Raw genomic sequence first — 12,338 nt, 5'->3', positions numbered from 1 at the left:
AGAGCTGTCGATGGACGAACAGCAACGCATCGCCTTCGCCCGCCTCCTCCTGCACAAGCCGAAATGGGTCTTTATCGACGAGGCCATCGACCTGCTGGACGAAGACCATCGCCGGATCGTGCTCTCGATCTTCCGAAAGGAGCTGGCGGACGCCGCCGTCATCAGCATCGGCCGCCGCCCGGCCCGTTCCGGCTTCTATGCCCGGACCTTGCATCTGAGCCGATATCCGGCGGTAAAGCCGCACGCGCCGGCACCATCTTCCCGACCACCGGCGAGCGACGCCGCCTGATCTCGGACTGGCGCCCGGCTCCGGAAGCCGCATATCGTCCTCTTGCGGTGGATCGACGAGCCCGCGCGTCTCAGCGCAGCACCAGGACGGGAATCCGCGTATGCGTCAGCGCCTGCTGGGTCGTGCTGCCGAGGATCACCGCCGAGATCCCGCGCCGGCCGTGTGACGCCATGGCGATCAGGTCGCACCCCTGGCTCGTCGCAGCATCGATGATGGCGGCGTAGGGCGTCTCGTGTTCGACGACGAGCCGGTCGCAGAGCACACCGAGCGTCCGCGCCAGTGCGGCTCCGGAGGCCAGCCGCCCCTCACCTTGTCGCCGTGCGTATTCGGCATATTCGTCGGCGCCGACCAACGGCCAGCTGTCGGTGAGGTGATACGGGTCGGTCACGGTCAGCAGGGTCGCCCGCGCCTGGACCTCCGCGGCGAGCCGAAGGCCTTGGTCGACCGCGCGCTCGGAAAGCGGCGAGCCGTCCGTCGGGATCAGAATGTGCTTGAACATCCGTTCACGCTCCCTTGCGGATCGGCGAGGAGCGCCATCCGCGGCTGCAACGCCGAATGGTGTCCTCAACAGACGGCCACGGCGTTGATCCAGGTCAAGCGGCCGAACAACGCGAGAGGGCTTGACCTGGATCAAGGTCGCCCGCGGCGATGATCCTTTCATCAGAGACACGGGAGATCGATCGGGAGCTGCCGTCATGGAGATCAAGAAGGAGCATCACATCAATTTCTGGTATGTGATCGGCTCAGTCCTGGCGGTTCTGGTAGTTCACAGCCTGCTGACACAGGCGAGCCGCGTCGAGGCCATCCCGCACAGCACCTTCCTCGAGTTGGTCCGCGACGACAAGGTCACCGATCTCGTGGTCGGCCCGACGGGGATCACCGGCAGTTATCGCGAGCCGGCGGCCGGGAAGCCACGGGACGGCCGATGATCTGGCGAAGGCAACGGACATCGCCCGGAACATGGTGGCCCGGTTCGGCATGGATGCGGGGCTGGGCCAGGTCGCCTACGAGACGGAGCCGGCGACCTTCCTCGGCGGTCCCGCGGGAGTGGGCTCGGACGACCAGCTTCAACGACTGCGCCGCGGCGCACCGCGCCCGCCTCGCGGCCCTGCGCCGCGTCCCCTTCCGGCTCGAGCCGCCGACAGGCGAGGTTCCGACCATCCGGCGGGTCGACCGTTTCCCGTTCGTGCCCGCCGATCCGGCGCGGCGCGACGAGCGCTGCCGCGAAGCCTACGATATCCAGATCCAGGGGCTGGCTCAGCGGCTCCGGGCGACAGGCATCGGCAAGGCGGTGATCGGTGTCTCGGGTGGGCTCGATTCCGCCCAGGCCCTGCTCGTCACGGCGAAGGCCTTCGACGAGCTCGGCCTGCCCCGCGGCAGCATCCCGGGCTTCAACCTGCCGGGTTTCGCGAGCAGCCGCGGAACGCAGGACAGCGCCCACAGGCTGATGGCGGGTTCGAGCCTGAGCCGTCGTCGACCGGAGGCACCTCGGCGTCGAACGCCCGCGCCTTTGCGACGATGTATGCGAGCTTCTCGAGAGACATCGTGATCATGGGATGCGCCCCCAGGCGACGACAGGTCAGCGGAACACCAGGACCGGGATCTTGGAGTGCGTCAGCACCTTCTGGGTCTCGCTGCCGAGCACCAATGCGGAGACGCCTCGCCGCCCGTGGGACGCCATCGCGATCAGGTCGCAGTCCCGTTCCCTGGCGACATCGATGATGGCGCTGTACGGATGCTCGTCCTCGACGACGACCGGTTCGCAGGGGACGCCCAGCTCCCGCGCCAGGGTCGTGCCCCCCATCAGGAGATCATGGCCTCGCTGCTCCATGGCGGCGGCGTAGCCGGCCTCGCTCATCGACACCTGGATGGGCGTGAGACTGAAGACGTGGAACGGCTCAGTGACCATCACCAGAGTGGCTCTGGCGTGCAAAGCCGCGGCCAGGCGAAGGCCGCGATCGACGGCGCGCTCGGCCAGCGGCGACCCGTCGGTCGGGATCAGGATGTGCTTGAACATGTCTGCCTCCGATCTGCGGGGTCCGGCCCGCTCCGTCCGGCCGCCATTCGGCCGCGTCTAGTCCTCGGCCTCGCCGTCTCCCCAGCTCATGGCATTCTCGAGACGGCTTTTCTGCTCGTCGCTCAGCTGGCCGTAGAAGGCATCGAAGGCGGGGCAGATGATGGCAAAGGCCAGGAGCATCGCCTCGATCTCCCTGGGCAACTCTTCCGGTTCGTCCGACGGACCTGCCCGGCAGGCCGCGCGCATCGTCTCCTGCGCCTCCTGCACGGCCAGCTCGAGCGCATCGAAGGAGGTGCGCTGGCTTTCGGTCGGCCTGACGATGTCCTTGATCCAGGCCAGGTCTCGGGCGGCGCCGTCGCCGAGCCAGTAGCCGCAGACCGCCATGCCATGCGGATCCGGGGTGACGTCGCTGCGATCACCGAGGCCGACCGGCGCATCGACGGACCCGGCCGCGATCGACGCACTGACCAGCACCGCGGCTGCGGCCAGGGCCGCCGACCGTAGAAACAGGACGATGTCTCGGATCCACATGGTGGCTCCTCCGGCGACGCCCTGCATGCAGAGCGTGCCGGAACACTGTTCCAGGCGGTGCCGCTCTCAGCCTTGACCTGGATCAAGCCTGCCGCGGCCGCATGGCCCCGCGCCCGGTCTAGCCCGTCTGTCCAGGGCGAAGATCGACAGGCAGAGCTCGGCCACGATCAGGAAGACGACATACCATTCGACGCGCAGGCTGCGCCGGGCCTGGACCAGGCCGATCAGCGTCTCGCAGCTGCGCGACAGGAGATCGAGCTTGGCGTCGAGCGCCCGGGCACGGTCACGCAGCTCGTATTCCGCTTCGAGCCGTGCATGCAGCCGCTCGAGCTCCGGAAATTCCCAGAGCGGCTCGGGCTTCTCCATCGCCCCGGCCCGGTCGAACAACTGCTCGATGGTCGCTTCATGGCGTGACAGCAGTGCGTTCCGCGCGTCGGTCCTTCGGCTACACCGGCAAGAGTCCGAGCGCTTTGCGCCAGGTCAGGAAAGCCGGTATGGGCATAGAGAGACGCCGACGGCGCCGGCCGGCATCGGTGCGGCCATCGATGCCTCCTTTTGATCCCGATCAAGGAATCGCGACCGGGAAACTCCGATGGTTAGGCCCACAGGCTGGCCGTGCAACAGGGCCAGCCCCACCATCGGCAGGAGTTGAGACCATGCCTTATCGCGATGTTCTGGTTCACGTCGGCAGCGACGAGACCCCCGCCCTGGCTGCCGCGATCGATTTCGCCCGCCGCCAGGATGCCCGGCTGATCGGGCTCGGTGTCCGCCGGGACGTCTGGGCCGGCCTCGTCGGCATGGAGGCACTTCCGGCCTCTGCGATCGAAGCGCTGGAGCGCGCCAACGACCGGGATCTCGCCGAAGCGAAGCACCGGTTCGAAGCCACGATCGAGCGCTATGGCTATGCCGGGCATTGCGAATGGCGAGCCGGCCGCGGCGACCTCGTCGACACCATCGCGGTCCACGGACGCTATGCCGACGTCGTCGTGGTCGACCAGAGCGATCCGGACCGGGAACCCGCCTCCTTCGGGCTGGTGCCGGAACTGGCGCTGACCAGCGGAAGGCCGGTCCTGATCATTCCTCATGCTGGCGCGGCGACCACCCCGTGCGAGCACATTGTTGTCGCCTGGAACGCGAGCCGTGAAGCCGCCCGTGCGGTCGCCGACGCGATACCGCTGCTGCAGCGCGCGCGCCAGGTCGATGTCCTGGCGGTCACGCCGCCCAAGCGCGATCAGATCCCGGGCATCGACATCGCGCGACACCTGGCGAGCCATGACGTCCACGCCGATGTCGTGGTTCGCGAGGTCCCCGCCCCGGACGTCCCGACGGAGATCCTGAACTTCATCGCCGATCGGAGCGCGGACCTGCTGGTCATGGGGTGCTACGGCCATGCCCGCTTCCACGAGATGATCTTCGGCGGCGTGACGCGCTCGATCCTGCGCTCCATGACCGTACCGGTGCTGATGTCGCATTAGCTCGGCCGAACCGCCCTTCACCGCGGCGGGAGCGGGTCCCGGCGATCGTAGGCCTCGGTCAGCCTTTGCAGCCCATCGCTGATCCGGGCGGCGGGCACCGCCGTCCCGAGCTGCCGGAGTGCGGCAGGCAGGGAAGCGAGCTCGCCGGCCGCATGTCGCCGCGCCTCGGCCAGTGTCGGCCGGCCGGGTAGCCGCCGCCCGCCGCGCATCACCGGCTGGAACAGGGGCCAGCCATCCTCCCGCTCCGTCTCCGGCGCGACGATGTCGCCCACGATGACTCCACGAGCGTCGTACCGGCGCCAAACCTGCTTCCGGCCGGGCCAGGTCGCCTGCCCTTCCGACCGCTTCCGGCGGGGCACTCCGTCGTATTCCTGCAGCTTGCAAGCGCAGTCGAGGGCCGGTGCGTCGGTAGAGGTCGTCAGACTGGTGCCGATCCCGTAGGCGTCGATCGGCACGGCCCGAGCCATGAAAGCCGATAGATCGTCCTCGTCCAACCCGCCGCTGGCAAAGATCTGCACGCGGCCGAGCCCGCCGGTGTCGAGGATCGCCTGCACCCGCCGGACATGCTCGGCGAGGTCGCTGCTGTCGATTCTGACGCCGCGAATGACGATGCCGTCCCGCGCCAAGCGCGACGCCAGCTCGACGACGCGGCGCGCTCCCCACTCCGTGTCGTAGGTGTCGATGAGGAGGACGAGGTCGCGAGGGCGGGCCCGGGCGAAATGTTCAAAGGCCAGGCCCTCGTCGTCGTGGGCCTGGATGAAGGAATGCGCCATCGTACCGAAGGCGGGGACGCCGAAGCGCTGCTCGGCGAGGAGCGTGGCGGTGCCCGTGAAGCCGGCGAGATAGGCGGCCCGCGCCGGCCCGGCGGCCATCAGGAAGCCGCGCCGGGCCGGCAGCTTGCGGACGAAGAACTCGAACGCTGCCGGAGCCGTCATGCAGATAGGCAGCCATCATTGTGAACTGGTACAGGTTCAGGAGAAGCGGACTCCGCCCATCGGTATCTCCCAGATCAGACGGGACCATGCGAGCCCGATGTACCGATGGAAGCGTCGCAGACTGCATCCCAGGATGGGATGGGGATGCGGCGAAGCCTGCCATTCCGCCGCTTGGCGTGAAGAGAGACGTCGTGGCCGAGCGAACGGCAGAAACTGGCATCGTGCCCTGCCGAGCGGAGCGCCTCGCGACGGGTCTCGAAGTGGCCGAAATCCATATGCCCGAACACTACGGTCCATCCATGGTGCCTCGGTTCCACGACATAGGCCAAGTGACAGGTCTGGGACATAACGAAACTCCCTTATGCTGCGCCGGATCCACCATCTCCTGGCAGATCGACGGGTCAGGCGGCGGACAGTACGGGGCGGGGCCGGCCGGCGACCGGGGTCTTCATCGACGGTAGAGGCCGACGAGCTCCGCCTCGGCGAGGGCGACGCGGCGGGCGGCTCGCTCGACATCCCGGCAGCTCGGCTCGCGCGAAAGCTTCAGCCGCTCGACCGCAAGCGCGAACAGCCGGAAACGATAATGATGGGCGTCGTGTCCCCGGGGTGGACATGGCCCGCCATACCCGAGCCGGCCGAAATCGTTCTTCGCCTGCCGGACACCGCGCACGGCGTTCACCTCGGGCAAACCTTCCGCGAGGGCCACCTGCTCACGCGGGATGTCGTAGACCGCCCAATGGCGCCATGCGTGTCCGGGGGCGTCCGGGTCCTCGCATACGAGAGCGAAGCTCCGGGTCTCGGGCGGCGCGTCGCGCCAAGCCAGAGGTGGCGAGAAGTTCCCTCCGTCGAGGGTGCATTCGCAGGGCATCTCGGCGCCGTCGTCGAACAAGGGCGAGGTGATCTGCATGGGAGGCCTCCAGGTACGGCCCAGGCCGACAGCGACAGGATCAGGGACACCGGAGCGGACGCGACATCGGGCTTCGATCGCAGTCCACCGCCCCGGCGCGGCACGGGGTTGCGCCTCCGTCCTGCAGGAGTTCGTGTCGCTCCCAGACAGTCCGGGACGAGATCCCGCTATGCCGCGTCGCCGACGATATCGGGGGCCGACACTCGCCACTTTGATCCAGGTCAAGCCGATGCGTTCTCGGCGGGACGGCCCGACACCGCAGCCGCAGGTCTCAGACGGCCGAAGCGGAACCGGATGCGGGCCGGCCTCCCAGAATTGTCCGGATCGCATCGGCGACAAGGCCGCTGGTGTCGATGCGTTTGAGCTTCGATCCTGCCGCAGGGCGCGCGCATTGCGGCTCGACCGTATCGGTCACCACGATGCGGTCGAAGGCCGGATCCAAGAGCAGTGCCACCGCTGCGTCGCCGATCAGAAGACCGTGCGTTGCCGCGGCGAAGAGCACCGAAGCGCCGCCCGCCCGACAGTGCTCCGCGGCCCGGCGAAGCGTTCCGCCGGTGCTCACGAGGTCGTCGATCACGATCGCCGTGCGCCCCGCGACGTCGCCGAGAAAAAGATCGCCCGCGACCACACCGCCGCCCCGATGCTTTTCCTGGACGGCGAAGCCCGGCTCTCGGCCCAGCGCCCGTGCGAGGCCTCGGCGGAACTGCTCGGCGCGCTTGGTTCCGCCGATATCCGGCGATACGACCACGACCGGGGCATCATCCAGCAGCGGCATAAAATGGTCGACGAAGAGCGGCCAGGCTTCGAGATGCATGGTCGGGCGACGGAACGCGTTCTGGAACGCCGCGACGTTGTGCACATCGAGCGTGACCACGGCATCGGCCCCGCAGGCCTCCAGCATCTGGGCCACATAGCGCGTCGTGGTCGGGTCCTGGGCCTGGGTCTTGCGGTCCTTGCGGGCGTAGCAGAGATAGGGAGCGACGACCGTCACGCGCGCAGCCCCGGCATCCTGGACCGCGCCGACGAAGAAGAGGAGCCGGCACAGCTTGTCGTTGACGCTCTGCCCGGCGTCGCCATGAAGAGACTGGATGACGAAGACCTCGCGGCCATGAATGTCGGCCAGCGGTCGCGTCTTGTGCTCGCCGTCCTCGAAGCCGCGCTCCTCGTGCGGCGTGAGCGGGACCCCGAGGCGATGCGCGACGCGCTCGCCATAGGCACGGGTTTCCGAGAGCGCGAACAGGACCGGAGTTTCTCCAGCGGGCATGTCAACCTCCCTTGGATCAGAGCGCCGCAGTCGGGCTCGGCCGGCCGATCGATGGCGCACTCAGTTCCGCTGCCGCTCGATCGGCCAGGCGAAGATACTCGGCGGCCTGTCGCGACCATCGTTCGGGGGTGCGGTTCGGGGTTTCCGTCAGGTGGCGGACCGCGATTCGCGCCCGCACCAGCGCCCTGAGACCCCGGTAGAAGGCACAGAGATCCGGAGACGGCGGAGCGCCTGCCACCTGGCCGTAGGTCTCGAGGAGCACCGGGCCGATCCAGGCCGCCCCGAGCCGCTCGCATTCCATCCCGAGCGCGGCCAGCTCGTCGACCGGATCCCTCCGCCGCAGGGTGTCCGAGAATTCCAGGCAATCGATAATCCGCAGCGGAGGCCCGAGAAACACATGCTCGGGTCGGAGGTCGCCATGACCGTCGACGAGGCGATGATGCCCCGGGACGTCGGAGTGATATTCCAGATAGGCGAGAAGACGCGCCGTCACTCTGCGGGCGGCCTGCTCGAAGCATCCGTCGCAGGCGACCGCAAGATCCCGAAGGGAGGTGTTGATTTCCTGGCGAAGACGGACCGGCGACACCGGCCCCAGAGCGGGCTGGGACGTCAAGAACTCGGCGAGGCCACGGGCGATCCGCGCCACGTCCGCAGGCGAGACCCGACCCCGCTCCAGGCGGATCTCGAGGCAGTCGTCCTCCGGAAGCCGACGCATCCGGACGAGCCTGTCGACCACTTTTCCCGAGCCGGACAGCCGGAGCCGCCCATCCTCGCCCGCCATCAGGTCGACGATGCCGAGATAGACGTCCGGTGCCAGCCGGCGATTGAGATAGACCTCGCGCTCGCAGTTCCTGGACCGACCGGCCAGGCTGGTGAGGTCCATCTCTCCCGTCCTGAGCGGCTTCTTGAGCTTGTAGGCGAACCCGTCCGTGAGGAAGACCCAGGAGAAGTGGGTCTCGACCGCCGTAACGGTCGCCGTGGGCTCGGGGTAAGCAGCCGGATCGCCCAGCGCCGCGACCTTCTCGAGCAGGAGGACGTCTTCCGTGTCCTCGGCTGAAGCCATCGTTTCATGCTCCCGCGGCTGCCGGCTTCGGCGGAAGAGGGCCGCCGACGAGACCTGACGGCACAGTATCGATCTCCGCCCCGGCCCGGTTTGATCCAGGTCAAAGCCCGTCCTGACTTCACGGCCTAGCGTGCCGCCATCCCATTTGCGGAGGTCGGCCATGGATACGGACAAGAGCCTGCAGCGCCTGGTCCTCGAAGAGCTCGACTACGAGCCGAGCATCGATGCGGCGGAGATCGGCGTCGCGGTCACGGACGGCGTCGTCACCCTCTCGGGCCATGTCTCCAACTACGCCCAGAAACTCGCCGCCGCCGAGGCGGCCCTCAGGATCGAGGGCGTCAAGGCCGTGGTCCAGGACATCACCGTTCGCCTGTCGGGCGACGAGAAGGTCTCCGATGAGGAAATCGGCAAACGCGCCGTCGCCGCCCTCGAGTGGCACAGCACCCTCCCCACCCACCGGATCCATGTCACGGTCGAGCACGGCGTGGTCCGGCTGACCGGCGATCTCGACTGGCAGTGCCACAAGCGCGAGGCCGGGCACGCGGTCGAGGTGCTGAAGGGAGTGGTCGCGGTCATCAACGCGATCCGGGTCAATCCGGCGCACCGGATGGCGTCGGTTCCAGAAGTCCGCCGCGAGATCGAAGCGGCGCTGAAGCGGAGCACAGATCTCGACGCCTCGCACATCGTGGTGGCCGCCTCGGACGGCAAGATTTCCCTCTATGGCAAGGTTCGCGCCGCATTCGAGCGTGACGCCGCCGAAATCGCAGCCTGGTCGGTACCCGGCGTGATCAATGTCGAGAACCGGGTCGAGATCCAGCCCTGACGGCCGCCACGTCGCTACGGTGGAAGGAAAACGCCCCGTGATCCCTGAGCCCTTTGCATCATTGGTGCCGCGGCTGCGGCGCTATGCCCACAATCTCACCGGCTCTGTCGCCCGCGGCGACGCCCTCGTCCAGGCCTGCCTCGACATCGCCGCCGCCGATCCCGAACGGTTCGGCATCGATCCCCATCCGAGAATGCTGTCCCTCCTGAACGAGTTCTGGGCCGCCGCCGAAGCGGTGGCCGGCGAGGGTGGAGAGACCGACCCTGGCCAGACCGTTCGCCACGGCATCGCCATGCTGCCCGCGGCCGAGCGACAGGTCCTGCTCCTGACCCTGCTGGAGGGCTTCTCGCTCGCCGAGACCGCGCGGTCTCTCGGCTTGAGCCGCGACGAAGCGGTTGAGCTTTTCGACCGCGGCCGTGCGGCTGTCGCGCGGCAGGACGGCGCCGGTCCGACTGCTAAGGCCCCTGCGGCCCTCCCCATGGGCGAGGGCACCCGTCAGGCTGCGCCGTATCGGCCTTCCGACCATAGCATCGGCTGGCCCTTCGCTGCGACGGTAGCGCCCATGGAGACGACAGGCCCGCTGACGCCGGACGCCACGAACTATCCGGCGGCCTTCGGATGGCCAGCGGGGCCGGCAGCCGGCGTCCCAGTGCATTCCGGCCGGAATATCGGGCCCGATGCGGCATCGCGCCGTGACGTCGTCCCTTGAGTCCGTGGACGGCGCAGCCCGATGACGTCGATTGGCGGGATGATCGTCGCTTGCTGTCCGCACGGCGATAGCCTCAACAGGCTGCCGACGGATCGTCGGAGCGAGCACGGCCGGTGCGGCCGCTGCCGAAGCCCGCTCTTCACCGGCACCCCGATCGTCCTCGGTGAGGTCCGTTTCGACCGCAGCCGGTCCACCACCAGCGGATAGATCGTGACCAGATCCCGGTCGCAGAAGGTGAAGACCATGTCGAGATGCATGAAGCTGCGGTCGCGCGGCATCAGCGTGGCGATCACCCGCTCCGACGTGCCGGTGGCGAACAGCCGGCGCGCCAGGGCGCTCACCGCCTGCGGTGTCGTCCGCTCACCCATGCCGATCAGGATGACGCCACCGCCGATCGGCATCACGTCGCCGCCTTCCAGCGAGGCGCCGCCGCCTTCCGAGAGGATGGCGAAGCCGGCGTCGCGGAACCGCGAATGGAAGCGGTAGATCGCCTCGACATTGGCCGCCTCCGGCTGGCGGGCCGGCCAATACATCGAATTCACGGTGACGCCGCCATAGATCCAACAGGAGCTGTCGCGGGTGAAGAGCTGGTTGGGCAAGGGCGGCAGGACGAAGTCTTCGGGCGCCAGCGCCCGCGCGCTCAGACCGGCGGGCGCGAAGGGCAGCTCGGCGCGGGCAATGCCGCCGACGAGGCGGGTCGCTAGATCCGCCGCCGGCAGCTCGTCCAACCAGCCGCGCAGCTCGTCGACGGGATCGCAGCCGACCACCGCGGGATCCACCCGGCGGTCGAGCAGCCAGCGCCGGACCTCCGGAAGAGCCATCGTCTCCGCCAAGAGGTCGCCGAGATCCCGCACCGTCACGCCGCGCTCGCGGAGCGCGTCGACGAAGACGTCGTGCTCCTGGCGGGCCTTCTTGACCCACAGCACGTCGTCGAACAAGGGGGCATGGCAGTTGTCCGGGGTCAGCCGGCGCAAGCTGAGGTCCGGGCGGTGGACCAGGACTTCGCGCAGCCGGCCGACCTCGGAGTGGACGCCGAGAGTGATCATGATCGCTTGATCCGTTCAGAGCGGGTTGACGGCGCCGGTCCACATTTCGTAGGCGGTGATGAGTCCGACGGCGAGTAGGGCGGCGGCCAGGCCGGCCTCGGCCGGATGGAACAGCGGCCGGGCGGCTTCGTGCCGAGCCCAGAGATGGACGGGCAGTCCGAGGGCATAGAGCACGGCGCACATGAACAGGTAGGCCGGGCCCGCCGCATTGATGAGCCAGAGCCCGTAGAGCGTCGCGAGAAGCCCGATCAGGAGGGCACCGGTACGCGCCTCCCCCTTCCCATAGCCTTCCCCGGTCAGCGCCAGCTTCGCCGCATAGGCCCCGGAGAAGATGTAGGGCACCAGGATGGCCGCCGAGGCGATCGAGAACAGGGCCTGATACGTGCTCTGCGCGAAGAGCGTGATGACCAGGAAGACCTGCAACAGGGCATTGGTGACGAAGAGCGAGTTCGCAGGCACGCCCCGCTCGCTCTCCTGGGCGAAGAAGCCCGGCATCGCGCCGTCGCGCGCGGCGGCGTGCGGGATCTCGGCCGCGAGCAAGGTCCAGCTCAGGAAAGCACCGAGGACGGATACCACGAGGGCGATGTTGATGAGGACCGCACCCCAGGGACCGACCACCGCCTCCAGAACTCTCGCCAAGGACGGGTTCTTCAGCGCCGCGAGCTCGGGCTGGGTCAGGACGCCGAGCGAAAGCAGCGACACCAGCGCGTAGAGCGCATCAGGAAGGGAACTCAGTCGTCCCGATCGCCATGCCGCCAGGGCCAGCCTGCGGGCCCGCGCATCCAGCGCCCGCCGGCATCGAGCCGGCTCTTCTGATCGTCATCCAGCGTGCCGTAGAACGCATCGAAGGCCGGCCGCACGACCGCCATCGCCTGCAGCATCGCTTCGAGCCGGCCCTGCATGGCGTCCAGGCGCTCCGGCAGGGTGGCGCCCGATGGGGTCGAGCACGCCGCGCGCATCACCAGCCGCGCCCGCTCGGCTGCGGCCTTCAGTGCTTCGAAGGACGAGCGCTGCGCCTCGGTCGGATCGACAGCGTCCTCGATCCCGGCAAGATGTTCCGCGACCATCCCGGCGAGGCGTGGACCGCACATCATCTCGTGGCGTCCCATCGCGGCGCCGCCCATGCCGCCTCCCGGTCCTCGCTCCATCATCGGCGGAGCTCCAGGACTGGGAGGGCCGGCTTGCTGGGCCATGGCCGGCACACCGAACAGAGTGACGACCGTCGCCCAGGCGGCCAAGCTGGCGATTGGCGAGCGTTCCGTCCCGAACATGAAATACC

Annotated in this window: 16 protein-coding genes and 1 pseudogene; 6 read left to right on the top strand and 11 right to left on the bottom strand. The window is 68.5% G+C overall.

Features of this window, described 5'->3' with window-relative positions; genetic code table 11:
- Window positions 1-289 (top strand): annotated as a pseudogene (locus AAHM41_RS23470) (hypothetical protein); the annotation flags it as partial.
- A gap of 70 nt (window positions 290-359) precedes the next feature.
- Here the strand turns inward: AAHM41_RS23470 and AAHM41_RS23465 are convergent.
- Window positions 360-788, bottom strand: coding sequence for a universal stress protein (locus AAHM41_RS23465; protein WP_342239011.1), 429 nt, complete (start codon window positions 786-788; stop codon window positions 360-362).
- Window positions 789-909: 121 nt separating this feature from the next.
- On the opposite strand from AAHM41_RS23465, the gene AAHM41_RS23460 reads away from it, so the two are divergent.
- A complete protein-coding gene (locus AAHM41_RS23460; RefSeq protein WP_342239010.1) occupies window positions 910-1,218 on the top strand; it encodes an ATP-dependent metallopeptidase FtsH/Yme1/Tma family protein in 309 nt (102 codons plus the stop codon).
- Between the two features lie 257 nt (window positions 1,219-1,475).
- Window positions 1,476-1,838 (top strand): hypothetical protein, encoded by a 363-nt coding sequence (locus AAHM41_RS23455; RefSeq protein ID WP_342239009.1) that lies wholly within the window; start codon window positions 1,476-1,478, stop codon window positions 1,836-1,838.
- A gap of 30 nt (window positions 1,839-1,868) precedes the next feature.
- Here AAHM41_RS23455 and AAHM41_RS23450 read toward each other — a convergent pair whose 3' ends face one another.
- From AAHM41_RS23450 to AAHM41_RS23440, 3 genes are read right to left on the bottom strand one after another with little or no spacing between them, the layout of a single operon-like run.
- Window positions 1,869-2,306: a universal stress protein gene (locus AAHM41_RS23450; protein WP_342239008.1), complete on the bottom strand. Its 438-nt coding sequence runs from the start codon at window positions 2,304-2,306 to the stop codon at window positions 1,869-1,871.
- A 57-nt stretch (window positions 2,307-2,363) separates the two neighbouring features.
- A complete protein-coding gene (locus AAHM41_RS23445) occupies window positions 2,364-2,864 on the bottom strand; it encodes a Spy/CpxP family protein refolding chaperone (RefSeq protein ID WP_342239007.1) in 501 nt (166 codons plus the stop codon).
- Window positions 2,865-2,903: 39 nt separating this feature from the next.
- Window positions 2,904-3,203 (bottom strand): hypothetical protein, encoded by a 300-nt coding sequence (locus AAHM41_RS23440; RefSeq protein ID WP_342239006.1) that lies wholly within the window; start codon window positions 3,201-3,203, stop codon window positions 2,904-2,906.
- 290 nt (window positions 3,204-3,493) lie between these two features.
- On the opposite strand from AAHM41_RS23440, the gene AAHM41_RS23435 reads away from it, so the two are divergent.
- The gene (locus AAHM41_RS23435) at window positions 3,494-4,312 is read left to right on the top strand and encodes a universal stress protein (RefSeq protein WP_342239005.1); all 819 of its coding nucleotides are present in this window, start codon (window positions 3,494-3,496) and stop codon (window positions 4,310-4,312) included.
- 17 nt (window positions 4,313-4,329) lie between these two features.
- Here AAHM41_RS23435 and AAHM41_RS23430 read toward each other — a convergent pair whose 3' ends face one another.
- From AAHM41_RS23430 to AAHM41_RS23415, 4 genes are all read right to left on the bottom strand, one after another.
- Window positions 4,330-5,247: a hypothetical protein gene (locus AAHM41_RS23430; RefSeq protein ID WP_342239004.1), complete on the bottom strand. Its 918-nt coding sequence runs from the start codon at window positions 5,245-5,247 to the stop codon at window positions 4,330-4,332.
- A 448-nt stretch (window positions 5,248-5,695) separates the two neighbouring features.
- The gene (locus AAHM41_RS23425; RefSeq protein WP_342239003.1) at window positions 5,696-6,154 is read right to left on the bottom strand and encodes a YbhB/YbcL family Raf kinase inhibitor-like protein; all 459 of its coding nucleotides are present in this window, start codon (window positions 6,152-6,154) and stop codon (window positions 5,696-5,698) included.
- A gap of 271 nt (window positions 6,155-6,425) precedes the next feature.
- Window positions 6,426-7,418 (bottom strand): ribose-phosphate diphosphokinase, encoded by a 993-nt coding sequence (locus tag AAHM41_RS23420; protein WP_342239002.1) that lies wholly within the window; start codon window positions 7,416-7,418, stop codon window positions 6,426-6,428.
- 16 nt (window positions 7,419-7,434) lie between these two features.
- Window positions 7,435-8,481, bottom strand: coding sequence for a hypothetical protein (locus AAHM41_RS23415; protein ID WP_342239001.1), 1,047 nt, complete (start codon window positions 8,479-8,481; stop codon window positions 7,435-7,437).
- A 160-nt stretch (window positions 8,482-8,641) separates the two neighbouring features.
- On the opposite strand from AAHM41_RS23415, the gene AAHM41_RS23410 reads away from it, so the two are divergent.
- Together AAHM41_RS23410 and AAHM41_RS23405 are read left to right on the top strand one after the other, a co-directional pair.
- Window positions 8,642-9,304 carry a BON domain-containing protein gene (locus tag AAHM41_RS23410; RefSeq protein ID WP_342239000.1) on the top strand — a complete coding sequence of 221 codons (663 nt, stop codon included), beginning with the start codon at window positions 8,642-8,644 and terminating at the stop codon, window positions 9,302-9,304.
- 37 nt (window positions 9,305-9,341) lie between these two features.
- On the top strand, window positions 9,342-10,013 hold the full coding sequence (locus tag AAHM41_RS23405; protein ID WP_342238999.1) for a sigma factor-like helix-turn-helix DNA-binding protein: 672 nt from the start codon (window positions 9,342-9,344) through the stop codon (window positions 10,011-10,013).
- Here AAHM41_RS23405 and AAHM41_RS23395 read toward each other — a convergent pair.
- The 3 genes from AAHM41_RS23395 to AAHM41_RS23385 are packed head-to-tail and all read right to left on the bottom strand — an operon-like array spanning window position 9,905 to window position 12,183.
- Entirely contained in the window at window positions 9,905-11,059 is a 1,155-nt protein-coding gene (locus tag AAHM41_RS23395) for an arginine deiminase (RefSeq protein WP_446719478.1), read from the bottom strand. The genes AAHM41_RS23405 and AAHM41_RS23395 overlap by 109 nt on opposite strands.
- Window positions 11,060-11,074: 15 nt before the next feature.
- Window positions 11,075-11,761, bottom strand: a complete 687-nt coding sequence (locus AAHM41_RS23390) for an amino acid permease (protein WP_342238998.1) — start codon at window positions 11,759-11,761, stop codon at window positions 11,075-11,077.
- A gap of 29 nt (window positions 11,762-11,790) precedes the next feature.
- Window positions 11,791-12,183, bottom strand: coding sequence for a Spy/CpxP family protein refolding chaperone (locus tag AAHM41_RS23385; protein WP_342238997.1), 393 nt, complete (start codon window positions 12,181-12,183; stop codon window positions 11,791-11,793).
- Between the last annotated feature and the right edge of the window lie 155 nt (window positions 12,184-12,338).

The organism is Inquilinus sp. OTU3971, from assembly GCF_038440215.1.
The sequence above is the reverse complement of the archived record's forward strand: the minus strand, read 5'-3'. Positions and strand labels throughout refer to the sequence as shown.